At 46.9% G+C, this 22,312-nt stretch carries 29 protein-coding genes; all 29 read right to left on the bottom strand.

Annotation, left to right across the window (positions count from 1 at the left end; genetic code table 11):
• The 29 genes from VSA01S_RS16680 to VSA01S_RS16540 all read right to left on the bottom strand — a co-directional run bounded on the left by VSA01S_RS16680 (position 1) and on the right by VSA01S_RS16540 (position 21,825).
• Positions 1–2,091: a phage tail tape measure protein gene (locus VSA01S_RS16680; RefSeq protein ID WP_227739605.1), complete on the bottom strand. Its 2,091-nt coding sequence runs from the start codon at positions 2,089–2,091 to the stop codon at positions 1–3.
• A gap of 762 nt (positions 2,092–2,853) precedes the next feature.
• A complete protein-coding gene (locus tag VSA01S_RS16675; protein WP_371860808.1) occupies positions 2,854–3,429 on the bottom strand; it encodes a phage tail assembly protein in 576 nt (191 codons plus the stop codon).
• 46 nt (positions 3,430–3,475) lie between these two features.
• A complete protein-coding gene (locus VSA01S_RS16670; RefSeq protein ID WP_039979892.1) occupies positions 3,476–3,964 on the bottom strand; it encodes a phage major tail tube protein in 489 nt (162 codons plus the stop codon).
• Positions 3,957–5,126: a phage tail sheath protein gene (locus VSA01S_RS16665; protein ID WP_039979891.1), complete on the bottom strand. Its 1,170-nt coding sequence runs from the start codon at positions 5,124–5,126 to the stop codon at positions 3,957–3,959. Before VSA01S_RS16665 ends, VSA01S_RS16670 begins: the two co-directional genes overlap by 8 nt.
• A complete protein-coding gene (locus VSA01S_RS16660; RefSeq protein ID WP_227739604.1) occupies positions 5,126–5,338 on the bottom strand; it encodes a hypothetical protein in 213 nt (70 codons plus the stop codon). Before VSA01S_RS16660 ends, VSA01S_RS16665 begins: the two co-directional genes overlap by 1 nt.
• 71 nt (positions 5,339–5,409) lie before the next feature.
• Positions 5,410–5,670 carry a tail fiber assembly protein gene (locus tag VSA01S_RS20365; protein ID WP_083932212.1) on the bottom strand — a complete coding sequence of 87 codons (261 nt, stop codon included), beginning with the start codon at positions 5,668–5,670 and terminating at the stop codon, positions 5,410–5,412.
• Between the two features lie 14 nt (positions 5,671–5,684).
• Positions 5,685–6,338, bottom strand: a complete 654-nt coding sequence (locus VSA01S_RS16650; RefSeq protein WP_039979889.1) for a hypothetical protein — start codon at positions 6,336–6,338, stop codon at positions 5,685–5,687.
• On the bottom strand, positions 6,338–6,862 hold the full coding sequence (locus VSA01S_RS16645) for a phage tail-collar fiber domain-containing protein (protein WP_244949879.1): 525 nt from the start codon (positions 6,860–6,862) through the stop codon (positions 6,338–6,340). Before VSA01S_RS16645 ends, VSA01S_RS16650 begins: the two co-directional genes overlap by 1 nt.
• A gap of 8 nt (positions 6,863–6,870) precedes the next feature.
• Positions 6,871–7,521 carry a phage tail protein I gene (locus tag VSA01S_RS16640; RefSeq protein ID WP_039979887.1) on the bottom strand — a complete coding sequence of 217 codons (651 nt, stop codon included), beginning with the start codon at positions 7,519–7,521 and terminating at the stop codon, positions 6,871–6,873.
• The gene (locus tag VSA01S_RS16635) at positions 7,505–8,485 is read right to left on the bottom strand and encodes a baseplate J/gp47 family protein (protein WP_039979886.1); all 981 of its coding nucleotides are present in this window, start codon (positions 8,483–8,485) and stop codon (positions 7,505–7,507) included. Before VSA01S_RS16635 ends, VSA01S_RS16640 begins: the two co-directional genes overlap by 17 nt.
• A complete protein-coding gene (locus VSA01S_RS16630) occupies positions 8,482–8,814 on the bottom strand; it encodes a phage baseplate protein (RefSeq protein ID WP_039979885.1) in 333 nt (110 codons plus the stop codon). The genes VSA01S_RS16635 and VSA01S_RS16630 overlap by 4 nt, the downstream gene beginning before the upstream one ends.
• Positions 8,811–9,404 carry a baseplate assembly protein gene (locus tag VSA01S_RS16625; protein WP_227739603.1) on the bottom strand — a complete coding sequence of 198 codons (594 nt, stop codon included), beginning with the start codon at positions 9,402–9,404 and terminating at the stop codon, positions 8,811–8,813. The genes VSA01S_RS16630 and VSA01S_RS16625 overlap by 4 nt, the downstream gene beginning before the upstream one ends.
• Positions 9,352–9,828: a hypothetical protein gene (locus VSA01S_RS16620; protein WP_039979903.1), complete on the bottom strand. Its 477-nt coding sequence runs from the start codon at positions 9,826–9,828 to the stop codon at positions 9,352–9,354. The genes VSA01S_RS16625 and VSA01S_RS16620 overlap by 53 nt, the downstream gene beginning before the upstream one ends.
• A gap of 10 nt (positions 9,829–9,838) precedes the next feature.
• Positions 9,839–10,363 (bottom strand): hypothetical protein, encoded by a 525-nt coding sequence (locus VSA01S_RS16615; RefSeq protein ID WP_039979884.1) that lies wholly within the window; start codon positions 10,361–10,363, stop codon positions 9,839–9,841.
• The gene (locus tag VSA01S_RS16610; RefSeq protein ID WP_039979883.1) at positions 10,344–10,670 is read right to left on the bottom strand and encodes a hypothetical protein; all 327 of its coding nucleotides are present in this window, start codon (positions 10,668–10,670) and stop codon (positions 10,344–10,346) included. Before VSA01S_RS16610 ends, VSA01S_RS16615 begins: the two co-directional genes overlap by 20 nt.
• Positions 10,663–10,998, bottom strand: coding sequence for a capsid cement protein (locus tag VSA01S_RS16605; RefSeq protein WP_039979882.1), 336 nt, complete (start codon positions 10,996–10,998; stop codon positions 10,663–10,665). The genes VSA01S_RS16610 and VSA01S_RS16605 overlap by 8 nt, the downstream gene beginning before the upstream one ends.
• A gap of 59 nt (positions 10,999–11,057) precedes the next feature.
• A complete protein-coding gene (locus VSA01S_RS16600) occupies positions 11,058–13,070 on the bottom strand; it encodes a ClpP-like prohead protease/major capsid protein fusion protein (RefSeq protein WP_039979880.1) in 2,013 nt (670 codons plus the stop codon).
• Positions 13,054–14,544: a phage portal protein gene (locus VSA01S_RS16595; RefSeq protein ID WP_039979879.1), complete on the bottom strand. Its 1,491-nt coding sequence runs from the start codon at positions 14,542–14,544 to the stop codon at positions 13,054–13,056. Before VSA01S_RS16595 ends, VSA01S_RS16600 begins: the two co-directional genes overlap by 17 nt.
• Positions 14,537–14,758: a DUF6148 family protein gene (locus VSA01S_RS16590; protein ID WP_039979878.1), complete on the bottom strand. Its 222-nt coding sequence runs from the start codon at positions 14,756–14,758 to the stop codon at positions 14,537–14,539. The genes VSA01S_RS16595 and VSA01S_RS16590 overlap by 8 nt, the downstream gene beginning before the upstream one ends.
• A complete protein-coding gene (locus VSA01S_RS16585) occupies positions 14,755–16,851 on the bottom strand; it encodes a terminase gpA endonuclease subunit (protein ID WP_039979877.1) in 2,097 nt (698 codons plus the stop codon). The genes VSA01S_RS16590 and VSA01S_RS16585 overlap by 4 nt, the downstream gene beginning before the upstream one ends.
• Complete coding sequence (locus VSA01S_RS16580) at positions 16,832–17,302, bottom strand: DUF1441 family protein (protein WP_039979876.1); 471 nt, start codon at positions 17,300–17,302, stop codon at positions 16,832–16,834. Before VSA01S_RS16580 ends, VSA01S_RS16585 begins: the two co-directional genes overlap by 20 nt.
• A gap of 269 nt (positions 17,303–17,571) precedes the next feature.
• Entirely contained in the window at positions 17,572–17,781 is a 210-nt protein-coding gene (gene lysC / locus VSA01S_RS16575; RefSeq protein ID WP_227739601.1) for an Rz1-like lysis system protein LysC, read from the bottom strand.
• Positions 17,782–17,785: 4 nt separating this feature from the next.
• Positions 17,786–18,142 (bottom strand): hypothetical protein, encoded by a 357-nt coding sequence (locus VSA01S_RS16570; protein ID WP_039979874.1) that lies wholly within the window; start codon positions 18,140–18,142, stop codon positions 17,786–17,788.
• An 11-nt stretch (positions 18,143–18,153) separates the two neighbouring features.
• Positions 18,154–18,681 (bottom strand): lysozyme, encoded by a 528-nt coding sequence (locus VSA01S_RS16565; protein ID WP_039979873.1) that lies wholly within the window; start codon positions 18,679–18,681, stop codon positions 18,154–18,156.
• On the bottom strand, positions 18,662–18,874 hold the full coding sequence (locus tag VSA01S_RS16560) for an HP1 family phage holin (RefSeq protein WP_039979902.1): 213 nt from the start codon (positions 18,872–18,874) through the stop codon (positions 18,662–18,664). Before VSA01S_RS16560 ends, VSA01S_RS16565 begins: the two co-directional genes overlap by 20 nt.
• Positions 18,875–19,215: 341 nt before the next feature.
• A complete protein-coding gene (locus tag VSA01S_RS16555) occupies positions 19,216–20,016 on the bottom strand; it encodes a hypothetical protein (RefSeq protein WP_039979872.1) in 801 nt (266 codons plus the stop codon).
• A gap of 54 nt (positions 20,017–20,070) precedes the next feature.
• Positions 20,071–20,727, bottom strand: a complete 657-nt coding sequence (locus VSA01S_RS16550; RefSeq protein ID WP_039979871.1) for a hypothetical protein — start codon at positions 20,725–20,727, stop codon at positions 20,071–20,073.
• Entirely contained in the window at positions 20,684–21,625 is a 942-nt protein-coding gene (locus VSA01S_RS16545; protein WP_039979869.1) for an MvdC/MvdD family ATP grasp protein, read from the bottom strand. Before VSA01S_RS16545 ends, VSA01S_RS16550 begins: the two co-directional genes overlap by 44 nt.
• Positions 21,622–21,825, bottom strand: coding sequence for a hypothetical protein (locus tag VSA01S_RS16540; protein WP_039979867.1), 204 nt, complete (start codon positions 21,823–21,825; stop codon positions 21,622–21,624). Before VSA01S_RS16540 ends, VSA01S_RS16545 begins: the two co-directional genes overlap by 4 nt.
• Between the last annotated feature and the right edge of the window lie 487 nt (positions 21,826–22,312).

The following is a 22,312-nucleotide window of genomic DNA, read 5'->3' as shown; positions in this document are numbered from 1 at the left end:
TTACCCCCTATCAATCGCTGATACGCTGATGGAATCATCGATGGTAAGCCCAGTAAAAACCTCATATTGGGCCTTCATTTGTTGTTCAATTTGAGCACTGACTTGTGCCGCAATTTGTTGTTCGTCCATGCCTGGTGTAGCTTGAATGGCCACATCCGTTTTGAATGTGACGTTAGGTGTTACGCGGGCGTCGATTTTCTCTTTCTCGACCAACTTTTGAGAGACGGTTTCTGATGCCATAATCTTGTCATCAGTCGCGTCTAACTTGTCGCCAAACCATCCGCCGAGCATTTCGCCGCCGAGATCGCCAATCAGCGAACCTGCAAGACCACCAATCACAGTGCCCACACCAGGGAAGATCATGGTGCCAATACTTGCCCCAAGCGCAGCGCCGCCCATGCTACCGAGCAAACCACCACCTTCGGTCATCGCCGTTTTGGTATCACCTTTAGTCACTGCAGTTGCGATATTACCGGCACTGATTGCCATATCTAATGGCCGGAGCAACTTACCGACTCCTAACTTGCCTGCGCCTTGTGCGATATCGCCAGCCAATCCGATGCCGTCTTGCGCCATTGCGATTGCAGGTGTCATGGCCAACGCACCTCCGCCTAGTGCCAAGGGCAATGCCCCGTTGTTGGAAGTTATCATGGTGCTGGCTACGTTGTAGGCTCGCGCTAATGGATTTCGTGTTCGCAATCTGGCCGGAGGCATTCTTGACCGTCGACCACTTGGCCCATGACCACGGCCGCGACCACCTGCACCGCGATCTCGCCCATTACCAGATCCCATGTTCATCATGGTTTGATTCAATCGACTCAGTTGTTTGGCTGCGAACGCCGCAGCGCGACCACTTTGTTGTGTTTCGCGGTTTAAGCCTTTTCGAAAAAAGCGCCCTTTATCCAACTTGTTACCAAAGATAAGCGAAGCGGCTTTGCCGGCTAACATCGCGCCTTTTAATGCGATCAATCCAGTAACGCCAATACCCACTGCAGCAGTCACGCCCTGGTTCGCTTCAGCAAAATCCGCTAACAAAGTGATGCCATCACCCAGTGGCTCGAGCACCCAATTGAGCGCAGGTAAAAGTGCGCTGCCAATGACAACGCTCAAGCGGTTCACTTTATTGATGAATTGAGAAATGCCATTTTGACTGGTGTTTACCCTCGCTTCATATTCGTCTTGTAATGACTGAATATGGATATCTTGTCCTTGCTTTGCCAACGTGAGTGTGTTGCGAAACAGATCCGTGTTACCTGCCAGTGACGCCACCGCTCCTTTCGCTTCCTCACCAAAGATTTGAGTGATGAGTACGCTTTGCTCTTCTAATGGAGCATCTTTTATCGCTTCAAGCACTTGTAGTAAGGTACCCGAGGCGTCGTCTTGCATGGATGAAGCGAGACTGACGGAGTCAAAGTCGATGGTTGATAACGCGGTTTTCTGCGCTCTGGTTGCTGCGCCGCCAAGGGTTAAGCGACCGGAAATATTCTTAAGTGCGGTTGCCGAGCGCTCTTCGCCCATACCTGCAGAGAGCATCGACGCCGAAAGCGCAGCGGCCTCTTGGACGGAGAACCCCGCCATTTTGGCCGACGCTCCCTGGCGAGCCATCACACCGGCAATATCTTTGCCTTTTGCATTCGAGTTGTTCGATAGGTGGTTGGCGAGACCAGCAAGGCCCATCGCCCCGTTTTGATCTAATCCTAACGCCGCTTTAAACACAGCAAGCGTCTCACCGGCTTGGTCTGCTTCCATATCAAAAGCGACGCCCATTTTCGCCGAATCCAACACAAACTGTTTAAGCTCGGTTTGGTCCTTAATGCCACTTTGGCCACCCGCTGCCAACATCGCATTAATGTCATTCGCATTCATCGGGGTTTGTGTTGACGTTTTCAAAGCCCAGCTGCGCATCGAGCTGGCTTCTTCTGGCGTCATATCCACGACTTTTTTCACATCAGCGAACGAGCTCTCGTTCTTCACCGCCGACCACACCGAGGCCGCAATAGGCGCTGCCGCCATGGTGAGTGACGCTGCTTGTCCACCAATCTCACCCAACTTGGCATCGCGGCTATCAATTCTTGACTGAATTGATTTCATCTCTTTCAAGTGGCGATTCTGTCTCGCTATTGCCGTGGTGGCTTTATCGGCCTGCGCTTCCAGTTTTCGTTGCTCATCACTTAACCGCGAGGTCTGTATCCCCGAAGCCTTTAATGCCGAGCCTAAACGTTTGAGCTTGTCGCTTTGCTTAGATTGCTTGTCCGTTAGTTGGGTGACGCGCTTACTCGCCGACTTATAAGCCACGTTAAGCTCATTGGTCCTGACCTTGCCTTGAAGAATTTCATCATTGAAAGAATCCAGTCGCTTTTGCGCTTCATTAAGGCGGTTTTTTAATTCAACCGCGCCCTCACCCGAGGCCTTTTTCATCTGAGAATTGAGTTTCCTGATCTCAGATTGGGTTTTGCTGTATTCGACCCTAAGACCCGATGAGCGCTGCTTATTTTCCTCGAGTTCGCGCCCCAGTTTCTCAACATTGGCTTTCGCCGTATTAAGTTGCCCAGCCAGTTTCCCTGCGCTTCTTTTCGCCGCCTCAAACCCGTTTATCTGTTTGAGCTTAGTGTTGAGCGATATCACCTCACCGCGCTGCTGCTCTAATGCCGAGGTAAGACGCTCAGTGGCGGTTGTGGTTGAAACAATCTGCTCTAAACCGTGTACAGCCGTATTGAGAATGAGGTTGATTTTCTCAGACATTATTTACCCCAAGTTTGGACAAAATGAGCTCATATCGACGCACCGCAACATCTTGTGGCCATCGCCTTAGTTCAGATTCAGAGGTATTTCGGTGCATGGGAATAAGGTCTATTAGGTTTTCGACGTCATTGGGCGAAAGTACGCCGCCGATTGCTGAAAAAAAGCGCCCACCTGCGGCTTTAACGCCAGGTAATCGTTAATAGAGAGGAAGTTGAGATCGGACGTTTGTAGACCCGTGATCACCTCAAACATAAAGTTCTCGCGATCTTTATCTTCTGTCAGTTCGGCTAGGGCTTCTGAGTGCGCCACCTTTGGAATAGTAAACGTGATACGGGTGATTTTTTCACCGACTTCATTTTCAAAAGGATGCAGTAAATCAAAGCAGCCTGACTTGCCATCTAGGACATCGCCATGTAGCTCGTCGGATGGCTTTAAGATCAAATCACAAATGTCTTCATACAATTGATTAAAGTCTGGTACGGCTAGGGTCTCAAATTCCTCGGGCTTCAAATCACTGCAGGCCATGATCACCGCTTTGCGTTGTACAAAGAGCTGCTTGGCCGTCAGCTCTTGCTCGGCTTCAATATGTGGAAGCTTGCGAAAATCGGTGACGGTGATGGTATTAAGGGCAACGCTTTCACGGGCGAAGAACGCCAGCTTACTTAGGTTTTTCATGAATTTTTCCAAAAAAATGCCTCCTTAATTGGAGGCAAAATACGGATTGAGTTAAGGGTTAACGTATCCCCGCTATCCCCATGAGATCGGTACCGCCAACGATGGTTTTACCTGTATCGACATTGATGTCGTGCACGACCACACCAGTGTCGCTCAGCTTGTAAGCCTTGCAAGTACCTTCGATGGTAACGGTGGGTTTCTCGCCCATCTTGACTGTGTCTTTCTTGATATTGGTGATCGGCCCATACATGGAATACACTTCCACGTACTGAACCTGATCTGTGTCTTTTCCTTTCTCTGTGACATTCACCTGAGCGTTATCCATAAAGAAACGGCCCAGCGAGTTTTGGATCTTTTTATGGTCGCCACGCACTTTAAGCGTCCACTTAAGTGGCTCAAGGCCCACCACATCCTCAGACTGAACAAAAGAGCCCTCGTTCGACACCGTCTTTGTCTTAATATCCACCGGAGTGAACTCGACGATCTCGTTCATCATTGGCACAGATTCAACCTGCGCCGCTATCCGCATGCGAATACGATCAGCCATTAATCACCTCTTCTAACCACGTTTCGATAAGGCCGTTATCCACGCTCATTTCATACACCATGTGCTCGTTCGGCGCATAGCGGCCATAATTAACACACAAGTACCAACGCCCAGAGGTATAGTTTTCCAGGTTGTTTTTACTTGGGTGCAGAAATGCTTTAAAGACAGGTATCACGCCTTGTGCGACGAGGTTTTGGCCCCAGTTTGTAAGGCGATCGACAACTTGCCCCATAAACTCTTCAGTAAGCTGTTTGCCCATTAGTGGTTGACTGGTTTCCTCTAGCTTACGCGTCATTAAATCTTCCAATCCAACATGAGAGAGAAAGCGGCCCGTATTCGAGCGGTTACCAATGATAGACACGCCCCCCATTCGTGTGCGAGCTATGGTGACCACACCATGCTTATTTAGAAAATTGGCTTGCGTGTTTTTGTCATTGATTTTGTATGACACATTACGAGCGGTTTCATCGCAAAGCACGCCGCGATTTTGCGGGCTTTCCCACCCTTCAACCGAGGCCATGGCCGCCACTAAAGCAATGGAAGCTGGCATAAGCGATTGCACGCCGTCGTAGGTTTTCAAAAACCAAGGGTCGATGATCGCAAGCTTGTCTTGCCCGGTTCCTTCTGAGCCAAATTCAGCCGCAAACTCTGCCGCTGCCATATCATTGATATTCGGTCCATCGAGCACAGGACGACAACGAACGTCACGCCCGATAAGCGCAAGTTTTTGACCGACGCCTTTTGAGTTAAAGCCAGGAGCAGCAATAATAGTCGGCGTCTCTGCGCACGCTTTTACAGTTTCAAGGCCAGTGATGGCACCCGTTGCGCTGTTCACTGTGCCAATAATGTTGGCTTCTGTTTGAGCGGCGTTGGCCGTGGCTTCCACAATCGTGACGTACACAATACACTTTACGTACTCAAGTAAGTAGCGAACCACATTGGGTAAGGTGCCTTGTCTGGTCCCATCGCTATCAAGCGATAACATCGCATGGCTGTAATTCCATAAGCGAGTGGGCTCGTTGTAACTCAAACTGGCGCTCTTGTTTGGCGCGGTACCGGTTAAATGCACCACCTGCAGCGCAAGTGGTCCCATGCTTGGTTGTGGCTCAATGGTGTTAACTTGTACTCCGTTGAGCTCAAAATCTTGGATTGGCGTGAGCATTATTTATCCTCTCGCTGCGTGGATTTAGACGACACCTTGGCTTCAATAGCTGGTCCTATTTTCCCGTTTTGGATCAGGAAAGCGGTTTGCACAGGCAAAAGGTGAATGGTTTTTTCACTTGGGTACACCCAACGACCATTGAGTCGAAACGCCTCGATGATCGGGTATTCTAGTGTTTTCGGTTTGGGTTTATTCACCGTACTTAGCTCCAATAAAAAAGCCCTTCACATCGCTGTGAAAGGCGTAATTTGAATATAAAAAAACCACCTGATTAAGCGGCGGTTTAGGAGGTTGGCTTTTCTGGCCAAACGACATCATTGGGGTTAGTAAAGTTTTGAGGTAAGTCTCGTAATGCTTGGCGGTAACTCGCAAATGCCAGCTTCTTTTCTCGTGTGATTGGGGCATCATTCATCTGAGTAAAATCCGTCATTTGGATTAGATGGTCTCTGACATTACGAATGTGTAACCAAGCTTCATTGATGAGTTCATCTCGATCTTGAGCGGGTACGGCATCATAGTAAAAAGATTGAATCACTTTTTTCATTAATCCTTTCCTTTTTAGGTAGACGAACTAAAAACATCGTTATAAAGACGTTCATCCACTGGGTTGATGATTTTAAACATTTGTTCACCATCCTTAGGGTGATGAAACCGATACTTTACGTCAAACCAAATTCCATCAGTTGGTCCACCGCCTGTACTTCTGGGCTTCAAAATCAATGCCACCCATTCTTTATCTTCATGTATAAACTTATTGGTAATGAAGGGTTCAAAACTTCCAAATGAATTATTCATGACACCGGTAAAATGAGCATATCCTCGATGGGCAATGAAATCTCCAAATCCTACGTAACCATTATTTCCCGTTCCACCTCTTGAAAGAATAATGGAACCTGATACATGCTTTAACGCGGTCAAATTCCCAGTATCATTTGGAAAAAGAAGTATTGCTGCAGACCGTGAGCCTTCTTCAGCGTTGACAGCATATGTCCCTCCAGAGCCACTCGGCGGATATGACCAAGAAATCCTTATCCGCTTAAATGACATACCATCAATATTCGTGAAATGTCTTTCTATATTTTCAATTCCAACTTTTACTCTTTGGTCAATCTCGCCCATCTTCCCCGCCACTTCTTGGGACAAGCCATGGGAAGCGGCGGTCTGCTCTGCGGACGTTTTTTGTAACTCCGTGATTTTTTGTTCAATACTCATTAACCCAACTCCGTTCTTAATCGCTCACTGAGCAACAACTGCTGATGCGCAATTTTGATTTGTGTTGTGCCTAAAGAAATCGTGGCGATGGCAGCATTCAGCATCTCTTCAGACATTAATAAATTCATGTTCTCGGTACCAACGTCAATAGTCACGCTACCGCTTGGCAATGGCGACACATCCAACGTGAATTTTTGTAACCAGCTCGAGTTCGCCGACTTGTAAGTCAGTAAGGTATTCGGGGCGGAATATACCGCCAGTAAAGTGCCGGACTCTAAAAAGAATCCCACTTCACGAACCTCATATTCTTTGGTGCCTCTAAATACCGCCCCCATTCGCAATTGCGTGGAGCTGAGTTCTTCCCAATCAGCGATAACCTCCCGCTGCAGTTCATTTTTCAATGCGGTTTGGGCTGAGGTTGGCGTGTAGCTTCTGTCGCCAACGGCAATGTATTTGATTGCCCCTTTGAGCCCTTGGTTGCGAGTGCTGATAAGCTCGGCAAGGCCCGCGTCTGTGTATTGCACGACATAACTCATGCGACTGCTCCAAATTCAACATCAGTGGAAAAAATTAAGCGGGTGGCTGCGCCCCAGTACAAGAGAGCAAAGCCAGGTGAAACATCGCGTATCGTGCCTGTCATTGATTCATCAACACACAGTACTTGATAGCTAGCACCAGAAAACTCCAATCCAGAATCAGTGCCAAGCGCCATGACCAAATCAATGGTATCGCGCTCCGATTTGGTATTTTCAATCCGGCTTAAGACTCGATGTGCGGCTAATTTATCTATCGGCGTCTTGCGTTGCCACGCAATGCACTCAATATGATACGGCGCTTGGCGTGGTTGCATTTGATGCCAGGGCGTTACCTCAACATCGCAATCAATCGCGTCCAGGGCAACCGACAAACCAAACCGCGTGCCCGCTTTTCGGTGAATTTCAAATGCCCTATCGACGGTTTTACGCTGGCTATCTAACGTGTCTTTGGGTTGCCAATCTCTCACGCCGCGCTCGCCAGCGAGCAAAGCCACAAAAGCGCGGTCAGTGAGCAAAGGCTGTTTGAGATTGGGATACGGACAAGAAGTCGATTGAATCAATTCAGTCCAGCCATACTCCAACGCCTCTTCAATCAAAGACGCATTATTCGGTTGGACCGAGATAAACGCCTCATTCAGATCGGACATTCACCACCACCTCCGTGCAATAAGGTGCTTCATCCCAAGCGCAAACCACATCAGCCACCGGCGCTTGCACCTTGGCTCGTTTCGCGCCGAGTTCATAAAAGATATGGGCCACCTCTTCTCGGTCTACGATACTGCCAAGTCTTTGCACTTTCTCGGCAAACTGCCAAGCCACCGCAACTGCCGACTCGTTGTCGACTTCATTGTTTGGGTCTGCCCCTGTAGAGAGTGTCACTTCAATGCGGTAAGGCTTCGGCGTGACCGCTTTAACCGTGACCTCATCTGACTCCTGCGCGATATCATCACGGTTTAAATACTGCTCCGCTCTTTCCAGCAAAGCTGGGCTAGGCACACCGTCTGTAGATATGCGGCTAAGCAGCGCAACGCACACCTTGCCAGAATGAGGCTCGAGCATTCGCGCCTGAGCATCTTTAATTGGGTTGGGCAAAGCCGTTTCAGGAAACTCATAACGCATCACTAAGCCGTCTTTTTCAGAGCTGACCGTGATGGTTGGCCGCTCTTCTAACGTCATGGCATGAAAGCGGTACCCAAGCCGAGTGCCGGTGGTGTGAAACTGAAAAGGTGCTAAATCAAACCGCTGTAGCAAGCTTTCATTCGACTCCATTACTGCAGGCTTGGCGGGGAATACAGAATCATCCCCCACTTCGATAACTTGACGCTTCAAGCTGTATTGCAGCGCGAGTAAATCCACCATTTCAGTATCGGTCACGTATTTACGAAACATCTGCAGTGCTTGGTGATTTTGCTCTCGAATTTCAGCGGTTCGCTTTAAAACAAACGCCTGCGTTACCTGAGCAAGAAGTTCACCCTGATTATTAAACGCCTCGCGTAAGTGTTTTGCTTTGTCTTCGTCTCGCTGGGCGCAATACTCCACCGCATATTCAATGTACTCACTGAGCAGGGTTTCAAATTTAGGCTCACTGAAAGCCTGTGGTCTATCGCTCATAACACCCCGCTTAACTGCAAAGGTTCACCTCGCCAGGTTCCCGAGACTTTGACTCTAAAACCATTCAAATGTGGGATAGCTCGGCACTGAATGCCTTGATAATCCGTTAAGCCATTTAATGGATTCGATAAGGCCTCGAGCGTCAGGTTTTGAACGATCATGGCTTCGGTTGGGGTTTGCTGCTTACCAAGACGTGAGACCGCTCGATTGCCAACACCTCGACGCTTTACTCGGGAGTGGATCGCCGTTGTCAGCACCTTTGCAAAGCGGCAATTTATTGCGCTCGCACCCGAAACGGCTTTGCCTGATTGGGGATCAATACCCATCATTGCTGCTCCTCCGTTGGTTTGGTTTTCGCTGGACCAGGTACCACACCAGGGTGTTCGTGCTCGTTGTATATCTCCCGATCCGCTTGCATCGAGCGCGTATGGTCGGTGATGTCACCCGTTGCTTGATAGCTGCCGTCTTGCCAAGTATCACCGTAAATCTTTACACCCCCAGGATAATGACAAACCACCGAGCCGTCATCGAGGTTATATCGCTCTGACATACCGTTTCCATAGTGCGTCATTACCTCGTTCTCTTCGATGGTTGGGCATGGGAACTGAGTCGACGGTAATCCCATTAACGCAACGGCATTGCTCAAACTGTCACCGCTGCCAAGATTGATGAGTAAACACTGCTCATTGACGGAAGGTCGCCGATACTGGCTGACTCGTCCTGAAGCCAGCACAAAAAAAGGGATACGCTTTACCAGATTATCCCCAGTCTGAATATCTACGGTGGTTTTTTCAGCTTTCACCACAAATCCCAAACGAATGAGGTTTGCAGAAGTCCGATTGTTCTCTTCTAGCTCTTCATGTAGCTCAAGAACCTTCTTTTCCAACGCACTCACATGTTTCATCAGTTTGACTAGCATGGTTAGCGCTCCCCTCTATGCATTGCCAGCTCTGTTCTACTGGTCCTAATCGAATGCGCTGTTTCATGGTGACGGTGCGAGCAAACACACCGTTTTGTGGATCAAACTTACTGGGCAAATTCGACACTACTATTATCCCTTCCAAGTCACTTGATACGCCAAAGCGCTCGTTAAGTAATTCACGCTCTAGACGGGTTGAAGCGTCCAGTGCTTCTAAATCAAAACCATCCATGGACAAAGGCACTTCTACCAAGAAGCGCAACTCAATCTCATGAAGATGTCGCCCGTCGTTGGCATACTCGTTCACCGGCTCAGCTTCTCCGATGTGATAACTTATGGTGGTGCTGGCCAACTCAATCACTTGTCGCCGATACACCGTTTCTATCTTGATTGAAAGCCGATGCTCTAAGTGGCTAACCACCAGTAATACCCACTCACGCGGCGAGCGAAAGAACATGTTTGAATTCACGATGAAAAAACGCCTCAAATTTACGATTAATATCCGGCAAGTAATTTTCAACAATCGAGTCCACATCATCCGCAATGTCGATTTCTACTCTTTCAATGACGGTTCTTGTTTTGCCACGCCTTCGCCACACCAAAAGCTGATCGCTGTCCATCGGAGAGATAAAGGCGCCAGCAAAGAAGTGCTCACCCACTCTAACTCCCAAACGGTTCTGAATCGGCTTTCCTAATCGGTGAACGCCAATATCGCGTATACCAATCCACAGCTTCGATACTCGACCATTTTTGTACACGCGAAATCGTGAACGTAGGGCTTTGTTATCGATACTCAGCTCGTAACCAAGCTCGGCCATCGATACCCCTCGTAACCATCTAGAGGTCAGCGAAGCCGCTCGAAGTACCGCTTTCGGAATTTCTTCTTCAAACGCTTCATAGCGACGAATAAAATCAGTATCTAAAAGTAACTGGGAACGACTAGAATTCAGACCATTGATGCTTCGTCCCTCGGGTATCTAATACCATTACATACTCTCTCATGAGCTGGCTTGTCGATCTGGGGCTTTTCACGGCGGCATCAAACACCAACTTATAGTGCTTATCGCGATAAAGCAGCGTGCAGCACTCAGGAAGCTCCGAATCTGTCGCGAGCAAATGGACTTGATTGACGCCCTTCTCATAACTTCGAATGTAGCCAATCACTTCAATCTCTTGCCCTTGTGGCGTCACCACCACCATGGCACGGCCAAAACAGCGTTGTATCGATTGACGAATAAGCCCCTGAGCCGATTCAAACTCAGTCATTAACAAACTCAGTGATGAGGTTCCCCGTCAGCAGCACACCATCTTCGATGAATACCCCAACAGGCTGAGACACATCCCCTGATTCGGTGGGTTGTGTCTTGGTAAATTCGCCGTCTTTAAAGTACGCCACTTCAGAGGTAAAGCTCACGCTATCGCCCGCTTTGATTGGGCCATCAAAATGACCTTGTGTATAACACACCGCGGTATCACCGGCTTTGGCAGTAAAGTTGGGTACCACTAATAAAGCACCAAGCAAACACGGCACATCCTTAATAAAACCACCCGCTGGCACGGGCGCTACAATCTTTTTTCCATCGCTTAAACGCATATTGTCACCATTAAAAAAGGGCAAGCCATGCTCACCCTGTTAGTCAAATTTCACAGATCTTAGGCAAAGCTCGCTAGAGCAATACCACGACGATCGAGTACCTTCGACATCAAGTCGTAAGTAATGCGGAACTTAGCGCCGTCACTGCTCCAGCCGTCGCCCGTTTCTAGCCACGGCTCTTGCTGACCATCCAAAAAGCCCATCACGACGGTATCAAAATCTTTACCGGTTAATGCCAATGCGCCATTCACATCGCCTACGCGCGCGGTCTCAATCACCTTGCCAAACTTCTTATAAGCTGGATTAAAGACATCGGGTTTGCTTGCCGTGTTTAATACCGCTTCAAACATCGAGGCGTGGTCTGGGCTCGCAAGCAAAATCTCACCGCGTAAGTCCAATGCATCACCCTTACCCGCTTCACCATCTAGCGGAATGGTGGTTGCCGTTGCAAACACCTTATGCAGTGCCATGATCATCGCCGCGTAATCGCCTTTTGGAATACCTCTGATGAGATTACCCCAGCTTTTGTCTTTGCCTGCTTTAAACACATCGTCACCATCGGCCATCTTTCCGGCGAGGATAGCGTTAAACATCAACTTATCGGACAGACGATACCCAGACTGCATGAACTTACGTGGTACCTTCGCCACCAAGCCAATCTCATCATTAATGATGGCGTGGCGAGTGAACTGGATTTCGCGGCCAAACGTCGCAAGCTGAATACGCTCACCGCTGCCTTTTAAGATCGCCGCTTTATATTCGCCATCTTCCGACACTTTCATCAAGTCCGGTGCATCATTCACCATCACAAGCTCAGTTTCACGAAAGTCCGTTAAATTCTCCACGTTCGCCAGCTCTCGCCACATTGGAGCACGCGCTTGCGCCTCATCGCGCATCACAGTGCGAATGCCTTCGGTGATGATGTCGCCAAAATCCCCCGAGTTAAACGCTCGGTTAACCAGCTCATTTTTGGTAATAGCGCTTCGGGCATTCACATCGAGACAAGCACGCGCCATGTTCAGCAGTGACTCATGACCAAACGAATTATCTTTTTCTAAATCGGCCACGCCACAACGTGCGTTCAGGGCATTTTGCAGCTCATCCTTCACATGGTTGCCGTTGCCAGCTCGCATGTGTGTGGCGTTTAAGTTCGCTTCAGGCTCTTGCTGGCCTGACGCCGATTGGCGACCAATACTTTCTAAAATCTTGGTGGACGCTTGCCCCACGGAACACGACAAGTCGATAAGCATTTCATTAGTGAGCACTTCGCTCACTTTATGCTGAGCGCACAGTGCACGAATATCCGCTTGGCGTTGATTCTCCGCTTTCACGGCATTTTGGATGTCTTCATTTGGGTTCGGCATGTCGCTTACCTGCTTGGTGTTATTGATTTGAGGATCTTTTGGCTGAGCAGAAGCCGCCAAAGGTGTTGGTTCGTTTGGTTGGTGCTTTAGCGAGTTGATTAGCTCATTTGGTGTTTGTTTAAAGTTCTTGAAATCGGACTCATCGAAACGCTGTAACGTATTACTCAAATCGACCGCCTCCACCACTTCGTCTACTAGTCCCCAATCTTTCGCGGCTTGCGCGGTAAACCAGGTTTCGCTCTCCATCGCGGTGAGAACATCTTCAAGCGGTTGGCCGGATTTCTCCACGTAGGCTTCAGAGATGGTTTTGGTGGCCGCTTGCAGCTGCTGCAGCGCTGAGTTGATTTCTTTCTCGCCGCCCCACGCACCAATGGATGGGTTGTGGATCATCAACATGGCATTTTCAGGCATGCGGATAGAATCACAGGCCAGCAAGACATAAGTCGCAATGCTTGCGGCCATGCCATCAACGATGCCAACCACCTTGCCTTTGTGGGCCTTTAAGGCATTGTACATGGCTAAGCCTTGATAGACACTGCCACCGCCACTTAACATGCGTAATTCGACCTCTTTACCATCGGCAACTTGCAGCGCGGCAATGATTTCAGTTGCATCAATGTCGTAAGCGCTGATGTCACCATGCACCCAGATCTTGATCACATCGGCTTCATTTTTGAGCGTGTACCAGCTTTTATTTGGCTTTGGCATGGTTTGTCTCTTCTCTTTGATTGTTGAGCTTTGTCGCATGAGCAGGATCGGACGTGCTCACGATGTGCATATCGTTCATTTGTTCTCGCTCCGATTGAATTTCACGGCGAGTTGATAAAGGATTGATGTTTCTTTCACGCTGCGCATGGCTCAGTGAATACAGCCCTAAACGGGTGCCTTTTTCCACACCTACCATTTCTTTTCCTGGATCAATCCATGGCATCACAGGCGCTTGATAAATCGCATTCAAGAGGGTCGCTCGGTCAACATCTTTTGGGATCTTGACCTCGCCAGCAAGCATCGCCATTTGCAACGCATGCCGATACTGTGGACGGGTCCAACCTAAAACGAATTTGCGCTGCAGTACTCGATAACGACTGAATGAATCGATTAACTCTTGCCGCTGTGCAGAGTAACTGCCGTTGCTGTAATCTCGAGTCACGCTGGAGTTATTCACCCCAGCGCCCCCGCTGGCCAATCGCAACTGAGCATTACGAAAAGGACTGCTCATGGTGTCTTTTCGGTTATTCTCCACCACACCGGCATCTTCACCAGGCGCAAGCTCAAATGAATTTCCCATCCCTAAGAACAAGTCACCGCCGCGATCGAACGCATCTGTCGCATTTGAATTTAAGGTCGGGTCTCGTTTGATGTAATAGGCAAAGCGGCTCGCTATTTGAGCGCTGATGCGTTCAGACTGATCATAATCTTCAATGTCGTCGACCAAATCTAACACCGAATGTAACAAGGAAATGCCGCGGTTTTGATGAAAACGGCGGGTAAACTTCAAATGGCAAACAAACTGCGCATCGACATCAACAAATTCAATACCTCTGGCATCTCTTTGAATTAAATAGCTGATGGCCTGCCCTAGTTGATTGCGCTTGATGCCCTCGAACAATCCTCCATCGACCTCGGTGATATCTTCAGGGATAAAATCAGGCTCAAACGGCTGCACTGCAAAGGGCGTGTCGGTTGGGTAACTCAAATCCTTGTGCCTACCCATGAACATGCGGCAAAATACCTCGCCATCACGAAACCAGGTGCGACCCGCAAGCCACTCGGTTTCAGCTCTAGAATGTTCTGCATCGATGTTTTGCTTTAACGAGAAGTTCTCCCACCATGTCATGATCGCCTGAGCGCATTCAACATGGACCTCACCTTTGTTGTTTAAAGGTTGAGGCTCGACCATGATGCCGTTTGGGCCAATAACATTGGCGCAGAGCTCATCCAAAATAGCGGTGACAAACGGGTTGTTCTCATCCATATGCCTTGCTCGCTGATACACGGCTTTCGCGCCCTTGTTTAACGCGTTGGCATCGCCTTTGGATTGCTTGTTGGTCTTTTTGGTGTGCGGGTTTCGTGGGAGTGCGGCGTTGTATTTGTTTAAAAGCCGTCGGTCATAGGCGCGTTCTAGCCCTTTGCGCGGGTTGAATACGGCGATAAGCTTGTCTAACAAGTTGGGGCTACTCAAGATAATTTCTCCGTATCATGGAACGCCGCCCACCTTGTGCCTCTGACGCGATAAGTCGCTGCAAACGCTCTATCTCTCTGCGCACCGTCGCTAAACTGGCCAAGGTCAACTCTTCCCCTTGCGCCGTTCTCACCGTCTGTTGCTGTAAGATCTTTTGCTCAGCTTGTAGGTACCACTGCAAACGGTCTTGATTGGTGGGTATGACTAAACTCATCCGAAAATACCTCTTGAGTGGTTGTAACGTTTTTTAGGCTTGCGCTCGAAGACAGGCTGCAAATCAGCATCAACCACATTCGGGTTTATCTGCCATTCCGACGCCCAAGGTGGCGGGCTTTCCCAGTGGATATCATCACCACCAAGAAAGTGCATGCCCGCTTCGGCATAGGCACATAAATCAAAGCTCTCATTGCGCGTCTTCTCAGGGCAGATCCATTGGCCTTTTTCATCAATGAATTCCGCCGTCAGTTCATCGAACCACTCTCTTTGCGCCCACGAAGGTAAATGAAAATACCGAGAACCAAATTCCTCACGGGAGTAGCTGGCCACCACACGATTTTTAAGACGGTTGGTGTGCAGCAGCAGTAAGGGAATTTCACCGTGTGCCAGTTTGCTGCGCTTGTCGGGGTATGACTCTTTGATAAGGGAATCCATATCCTTATTGCTGGCCCCTTTCACCAGGCGAAACAAATGGGACAGGCCTTTAGATTTAAGCCGGTTATAAAACTGGTAAGCGAAATCGGTCACTGAGGTTTTCTTACCATCCTTTTCCGCCGACGAGCCGCCCGAGTCACACAGGGTTAATACTGGTTTCATCACTCGCCCGCTGCCATCGGCAACGGGGTACGTTTTCTTGATCACCTGCTCGATAAGCAGATCCCAATCTTCAGCGTAAATGGCCGGATTAATACGGTCACCATTACGGTGTGGCGTGGTGAGGATTTCAAACCGGTCGATGATCCAACGTTGCAGCCCTTCGCCAAATACCTGTGCTTGCACCACAAAGCGTGCGTTGGACTTCCCCCCTTGAACATCGATATTCATGATCAAGAAGCGGCCACCAACAGGCACGACACTGCGCAAATACGGGTTACCTTTGGCCTTTTCCATCAGCTCATGAGCACCAATATCTTGCCCTTGGGACTGCAGAATATAAGAGCGCCCCATGCGGGTATTGATAAACGAAATCAACGCATCTTCATCACCGCTGTCTTGATAAATGGCTTCAGCATTGAGATAGCGATACACCAAGTTTTGCCAACTGCTGTATGCTGCTATCACGCCCTCAAACCAAAACGTGGCCCATTTGGTGGTGCGTACCTCTACCTCGTCTTCCACTAACTCGCCGTACTGGTCCACCGCCCCTTCACGAAACCACTGCCCGCTTAAGTTCTTGGCGTGTTTTTCTACTTCTTCAATTCGGTGGCCACACCTTGGGCAAGCCACATACGCCGTTTGGGAAGCCAGCAAAGGATCGTCTTTTTCGTCCCATTTAAGCGTTTCGAATTCTGGCCTAAAGTAGGCGTGGCAATCGTCGCATGACCAATAAAAACGGCGTCGGTCACCTTGGTTATACAACGAGGCAATGCCTCCACAAGGTTGCGCCTCGTGAGGGAGTAACTCTTCTTCAGGTTTAGGGTGGCGAACAATACGACCAGGTGAACTCTCGGCCATCACCATACCTGAAGACTTGGCATTTTGAACGCGCATCAACATCAACTCAAACTTCGAGCCCTCTTGCCCCACGCCATCATCTGCCCTGTCGTAGTCCGTCGCGCCCGCATAGCGATACGTCGAAGCCGACAAGCTGGTTTCTGTGGCCGAATCTAGCTTAAGATTCATTCCGTTCTTAAACTTCTTAGAGGTGATGTTATCGTCGGACTTTCGCCCCGTTCTGAGACGCGCAATGCCTGGCGTTGATGAAAAGCAGCGGTCTAAATCCGCCTTAGACATATCGGTTGCTTTGGTTTTGGTGCTGTAAATCAGTAGCATATCGCCAGGGGCTTGCGTGACAGCGTAATTAATCCATCCTTCAACCAACGCCTTAGTCTTTCCTGAACGTGCCGGACCAACCACAATCACAGCTTCATAAATGCGCCTCGCCAAACAGTTCATTGGCTCTTTCATATACGGCACTAACGAAGACAAAAACTTGGTGACATCGGTGCCGTCTGATATCCACAAATCCTCATCAGCGGCTTCTATTGGAGTCTTATCAGTTGGTGCGCACAGATAAGCCAATTCACGTCGTATCTTAGCTGCGTCCGCGTATTGAACCCCAAGGCGTGAATCAAAGTTGTTCAAGCCCATCCGACACCGCCTTTAAATCAAAATTAAGTAAACTTTCTAGTGCTTCGAGTTGCTGTGTTGTCGCCGTCGGGATTGCCGATTCAATCCGCGTGATCACCTTGTCTTTAAAGCCCTTCACGCCAGAGATACAAATGGCAATTTCATTCTCATAGTCTTCTTTAGAAATGCACTCGCTCGAGTCTTTTTGCAGCGCGAGCTTTTCCCGTTCAGATTGCACGTAAGCTCTGAGCTCTGCAGCGGTTTTAAATCCCATCAAATCAGGGGCATCGCTCTCTTTTAATGGCGCTTTGCATAAGTACGGCGTCACCTGAACCACGTCATATAGTGGGGTTTGCCCTTTAAACGCAACAGGCTCAATGCCGGCGGATTTCAGCTTTTTACGGATCGTGGAACGGTGATAGTCGAACGCTTCCAACTCGGTTAAATTCCAAAGTCGTTTTTCATTGTTCATTGAAAGCCCTCATCAATAAAACTCGTCTCTCCGAGTGTCACGCCCTTTTTCGCATTAAGCTGACGTTGCTAATTAATGTAATTCTTTCGAACTCTGCTTGTTCCTTTTTGATTCTAATCCTGCGCGAACACATAAGGAGTATCAGCAGAAGCTGAATATGCTCATGGCTAACAGGAAAGACAGCGAGGAACCCACGCTTGTGCACCCCAGTAAAAATTGGGTTACGGGCAACAACGGATAACGGTGGACGACCACCCAAGTAGTAAGTGTTATTTGCCCGTATTAGGTAGCGCACTGTCGTAACCATAAAAATTACGTAAGTGCTCAATTTGGTCAGCGCAATTGCGCCAAGCTTCTAACCATATTGGGTCGCGCTCGACTGCCTCACCGTAGGTGTGCGGCGGCGTGGTAAAAGGTTGCTGGCAAGAAGTAAGATAAACTGCCGGAGGAAGCACTAAGCGGGCCTTATACTCGGTCACCACCTCAGTGGTAGTACAGCCACTGAGCAGCATCAGGTATAGGCACATCTGCGCATTGTTCATGGTTCAGTACCTCTTTGATTTGGTTCACGGCCTGAATCGTTACCCTATTTCGATCGACCTTGACTCGTAGGAACGCATCAGCAGCCCGCTGTGCCTGCCGGACTTCATCACTGAGGGTTTTAACCGCAATAGATAGGGATTTATTTTTGCTCAGTGAGTCTTTAAACTGGCCTTGCAGCTCACCGTATTGCTTGGCTTGAAGTTTGGTGAGCTCAAGCAAGTAAGCTGACGCCGCTAAGCTGCCGAGCAGCAGCACAACCACCCCCACCAAAAAAGCTGTTTTGTAAGAGAAGTTCATAAGCCCATCCTCTACCAGCCATTCAAACAAGCTTGCTTTTCTATTTCACGGCGTTTCACCAACCCTGAACATTGACTATCAGGGTCTTTGCAATTTTTACCGTTAACATAAACCCAACGTGAAAACTCTAGGCACGCTTTTAATGGTTGGTTTTGGTTGAACAGCTTAAGCATGGTAGAGCGTTTGAAGTTGTTAGAACCAAGGTTGAACACAAAGCTTACTAGGACATCGAACTGTGCTTGAGTCACATTACCGTTTAGGTAACGATTTACGACCTTTTCTGCGCTTTGAACATCGGCGATAAAGTTGTGTGCTATCTGCGCCTCATCAACCACATCGCCTTGCTTTACGCCCGTTGTGTGGCCAAGGCCATTGGTCCAAACATTGGCGCTGCATTGATACGCCTTCGTTCGGCACCCTTCAAGGTTTGCAATATGTGCAAGGCCTAGTTGGCTGGTTTGCATGTTCGGGGTAAGGCTAAAGACGACGGACAGTATAACCCCAACAGAACAGACGGCTTTATTGATTAATTTTTTCACAGAGCTCTTCCGAAATTCGTTGCTTGCGAATTTCTTCAAGCAATTTGAGTTTAATGCTGCGATTGGTGAAGTAAGTGACAAACACCATCACCACGCCAATCACCGCTGCCCAATCTTGGATACTGAATGCCCCTGTCAGAGCCAGTAAGGCGCTAGTGAGATATGAAAAGAATGAACTGAGTTTATCTTGCATATGAGTCCCACAAAAAAGCACCCAACTTTCATAATGGAAATGGGTGCTCATAAGTATTAAACGCTAGAAACGAAAAAACCCCGCCGAGTGGGCGAGGTTTTGCAATATGGTTATTATGCACACTTAGGGAAAAACGTCAATAGAGTAAAAGCTTCACTGAAACACTTTTGGATAACCCCATTTTACATGTATTGGTAGATTAGCGTTTAACGGATTGATTGAAGTATGGAAAATAACACCCAACACATTGGTTGGCAATACACTCAAGTTTACCACTTACCAAGTTGAAAATGCCAAGCGTTGCGAATTACGCTTAAACAGTTTGTTTTATTTGTTATAAGTCATTTCAACTTCTTGTGATAAGCTTTTAACTTACGATTAGCGACATTTAGCCATAAAGGCGTGGGCAAGGCGGATTTTTCATAGATATAGTTGAGGTAGTTGAGAATTTGTTTAGGTCCATGAAAAGCACTAACCTTATACAGCTTTACAGCATAGCTAACTCGGTCAAGCTCCAAGCTATTGATAGTTAGGCTAGATTGCATATGCATCACGATGTTTCGTTCTTCCACTAGCTCTGATACTGCAATTTTTAAAGAACTATGTTCTTTAAGCGGTGGGACATCGAATATCTGAGGTGCTAATTGAAACAACTTAGATCTTATCGGAATATATCGATCGGAAGCTATCTTGTCAGAAGAAACCTCACGCGGTTTCTTATTTGGAACTTCTAGGAGTAATTGAATAGGCTTTCCATCGTATTTACCATGTAGAATAAATGATTTATTAACCCATGATTCAATAGCACTAATTGAGAATGTTATCGCAGCCATTGCTTGCTGACACATAGCAAAAAACTTTTGCATGTTCTCTTCACTAGTGTCTATTTCAATTATTTCATCAAAACTGGAGCGCTGAGTCAAAATAACTTTTTTCATCTGCATTGCTTTAAATGCGGCATCCAATGCATTGAAAAGCATTAACGCTTCAAACTCTGGTGGCGGTACTCGCATTTTGTAGCCATTATATTCTCCTTGAGAGGAAACTATGGTTATTTTGCTACCAGCTTTAACAAAGTGACCTCCCGGCAATACAGTGTCATGTGCGACTGATATATTATTCTCTTCTAATAGATAATCCATATTTACCTTTGACTTATAACTCAACGTTAATAAGTAGTGAGCAAGGCTAACTACCTAACCTAAACCACTGCACTGTAAACCTGTAACCCAACCTTGTCTACAGATACAAATTTGCTGGAAAAGAACTACGATGCACAATAGCAGTGCAATGAATATTATCAAGAACCCGTTTCTCAATGATATAAAAGCAAGTTCATTTCTCACATACCTTATCTCATTAACCTTCTCTTGACTAAGTAAAGATCTGATTAATACATGAGTGCACTTGCTAATTTCAAAAGCTGTCCCATAGCCATATTTAGGCAACGTTTTCAAGGCACCTAATGCAATCAATCCACCAGAAAGCATATACAAGGATGAAACACCAAAAAGGAATGAAATTATTTCGTTGAACTGACTTTCAGGGAGAATTTTAACCACACTACTTGCTGACGCACTAATTATACTTAATGAAACACTAAGCCCTAAAGTGAACTTTGAAGTTTTATCGTCAATTGCCAAAGCTCTATCATGTTCATCTTTGAGTCTCTCTTCGATTTTAGAGTCTTGCAATTTTGAGTAGCTCTCAATATCAGTAAAGCTGAGGTCATTTACTCTATTAAGCTTACTTCCATTAGTATAGTAGAAGTAAATAAATGGGAACAATTCTTCAATAATACGTAATGCACTAGTTTTTAGCCATGGTGAGACTTTTTGCAATTTCTTTATCAATTTGTCTGCCTTCGTTCGATAGCCATCCCCATTCTCCAGTAGGGTTTACTTCAATAAAAACAAATTCACCTCTAGACTTAATAAAATCAATAGAGCCAAAGCTTAATCCAAGAGATTTAACATAGTCTACACATAACGAACTAACGTGATTGGGAAGTACGATATCATTGTATTCTAGATATTCTTTCTCTGTGACTCTCCAATCTTCTTCGATAGGCTTACCAGAACGTGTAATTGATACTGCAAATACTTTTTCCTGTATAACTGTCACCCTGATATCTAACTTATCATCGACATATTCTTGAAAAGTAATAGGCGCTGATTTAGTTTGTTCTATAGTTAAATCATTTACTGAAACATTGGATGTATATGTAAAGTAGCAATCATCATTTTCTCTCAGTAAAACAGTATCCAATGACTTAACAATGAATTTTTCACATCCTAGCTCTTTAAACCCTAAACTGTTACTAACGACTGTTTTTGGAACTGAAAACCCAACTTTTCTCGCCATCATTAACTGGTATGGTTTCGACTCGGCTGCGTAAGTTGACTGAGGCCAATTCATCCAAAATGCATTATCGAAAACCATTAAGCCTCTAAGAAAAGCGTTCCATTGAGACTTTGATAATTGTTCGTTAATGTCAATCAATTTACCAGGAGTATTACGCAGAAAAACTGGCTGGCGGTACCAAACTGCTTTAATATTCGACGTACAAATGTCGACACCATTACCCCTAACAGATAATATGGCATTAACTGGGTCTAATGATATTTCATAAAGGCTAAAATGCTCTTTGTTAATTCTAACATAACTTTCGTTTGAGCTTTCTAAGCGCTGAATAACTAAATCGACTGAAAAATCATAAATGCTAGATAAGATTAATATATACTCTTTCATTCCCCTTTCAGATCCTCACCTGTTTCGATGTCACATTTTTTTGAAACCATAGTTCCAAATTCAGAATGGTAAGAGACCAAAATCTCATCTGATTTAAACCAATAACCTCTGGAGAAATCATAAGATGCACCTTCTGGCATTTCTGGCTGTTCTGAAAAAGGTTTCTTCGTAGCTAGCGTGATAAGTATGTGTTGTCGCATTCACTTCTCCAAGATACAGAGACCTATTAACATCAAAAATGTAGCTTGAGCTTATCACGCATCATTCAACAAATCTTATCATAAGCATATGTTTTTAATTAATTTGATTCATACTTCACAAAGTAATGAAAGATAATGAACGACAAGGTGAGGCATTTCTTTATTCATTTTGTTTGGTATTGGGAAACCTATCGAAAACTTTTAAATTGAGACTAATGAGCTTCATTATCGCTAACACGAAAAGTGGAAGTTCTGAGCTATCGACATCAGCTAGTTAGAATATGAAAGCAGGAGAGATATACTTTTCCCAATGAACTTTTGAATATCCTAGGAGTTTACGCATGAAAGGAGGTGCTAAGATTGGCTCCTCATAAACATCCTCAGTTTTTGCAACAAGCCACATCGAATAGATTATGCATAGCTATGCAAACATCAAACTAAAGTTTGTTAACAACCGTTACCGACGTCTACTATCAGTGAGTAATTA

It is taken from the genome of Vibrio sagamiensis NBRC 104589, from assembly GCF_007990935.1.
Classification (GTDB): domain Bacteria; phylum Pseudomonadota; class Gammaproteobacteria; order Enterobacterales; family Vibrionaceae; genus Vibrio; species Vibrio sagamiensis.
The sequence above is the reverse complement of the archived record's forward strand: the minus strand, read 5'-3'. Positions and strand labels throughout refer to the sequence as shown.

Bases quoted from the DNA above. Each gene is read 5' to 3' on its own strand.
- VSA01S_RS16590 (WP_039979878.1), bottom strand. From the start codon at position 14,758: ATGAGTTTAGTCATACCCACCAATCAAGACCGTTTGCAGTGGTACCTA.
- VSA01S_RS16665 (WP_039979891.1), bottom strand. From the start codon at position 5,126: ATGCTCACGCCAATCCAAGATTTTGAGCTCAACGGAGTACAAGTTAAC.
- VSA01S_RS16545 (WP_039979869.1), bottom strand. From the start codon at position 21,625: ATGAAAGAGTATATATTAATCTTATCTAGCATTTATGATTTTTCAGTC.
- VSA01S_RS16555 (WP_039979872.1), bottom strand. From the start codon at position 20,016: ATGGATTATCTATTAGAAGAGAATAATATATCAGTCGCACATGACACT.
- VSA01S_RS16670 (WP_039979892.1), bottom strand. From the start codon at position 3,964: ATGGCTGATCGTATTCGCATGCGGATAGCGGCGCAGGTTGAATCTGTG.
- VSA01S_RS16650 (WP_039979889.1), bottom strand. From the start codon at position 6,338: ATGAGTATTGAACAAAAAATCACGGAGTTACAAAAAACGTCCGCAGAG.
- VSA01S_RS16610 (WP_039979883.1), bottom strand. From the start codon at position 10,670: ATGACTGAGTTTGAATCGGCTCAGGGGCTTATTCGTCAATCGATACAA.
- VSA01S_RS16560 (WP_039979902.1), bottom strand. From the start codon at position 18,874: ATGCAAGATAAACTCAGTTCATTCTTTTCATATCTCACTAGCGCCTTA.
- VSA01S_RS16640 (WP_039979887.1), bottom strand. From the start codon at position 7,521: ATGTCCGATCTGAATGAGGCGTTTATCTCGGTCCAACCGAATAATGCG.
- VSA01S_RS16630 (WP_039979885.1), bottom strand. From the start codon at position 8,814: ATGATGGGTATTGATCCCCAATCAGGCAAAGCCGTTTCGGGTGCGAGC.
- VSA01S_RS20365 (WP_083932212.1), bottom strand. From the start codon at position 5,670: ATGAAAAAAGTGATTCAATCTTTTTACTATGATGCCGTACCCGCTCAA.
- VSA01S_RS16605 (WP_039979882.1), bottom strand. From the start codon at position 10,998: ATGCGTTTAAGCGATGGAAAAAAGATTGTAGCGCCCGTGCCAGCGGGT.
- VSA01S_RS16570 (WP_039979874.1), bottom strand. From the start codon at position 18,142: ATGAACTTCTCTTACAAAACAGCTTTTTTGGTGGGGGTGGTTGTGCTG.
- VSA01S_RS16680 (WP_227739605.1), bottom strand. From the start codon at position 2,091: ATGAAATCAATTCAGTCAAGAATTGATAGCCGCGATGCCAAGTTGGGT.
- VSA01S_RS16585 (WP_039979877.1), bottom strand. From the start codon at position 16,851: ATGGGCTTGAACAACTTTGATTCACGCCTTGGGGTTCAATACGCGGAC.
- VSA01S_RS16580 (WP_039979876.1), bottom strand. From the start codon at position 17,302: ATGAACAATGAAAAACGACTTTGGAATTTAACCGAGTTGGAAGCGTTC.
- VSA01S_RS16540 (WP_039979867.1), bottom strand. From the start codon at position 21,825: ATGCGACAACACATACTTATCACGCTAGCTACGAAGAAACCTTTTTCA.
- VSA01S_RS16600 (WP_039979880.1), bottom strand. From the start codon at position 13,070: ATGCCAAAGCCAAATAAAAGCTGGTACACGCTCAAAAATGAAGCCGAT.
- VSA01S_RS16635 (WP_039979886.1), bottom strand. From the start codon at position 8,485: ATGAGCGATAGACCACAGGCTTTCAGTGAGCCTAAATTTGAAACCCTG.
- VSA01S_RS16625 (WP_227739603.1), bottom strand. From the start codon at position 9,404: ATGCTAGTCAAACTGATGAAACATGTGAGTGCGTTGGAAAAGAAGGTT.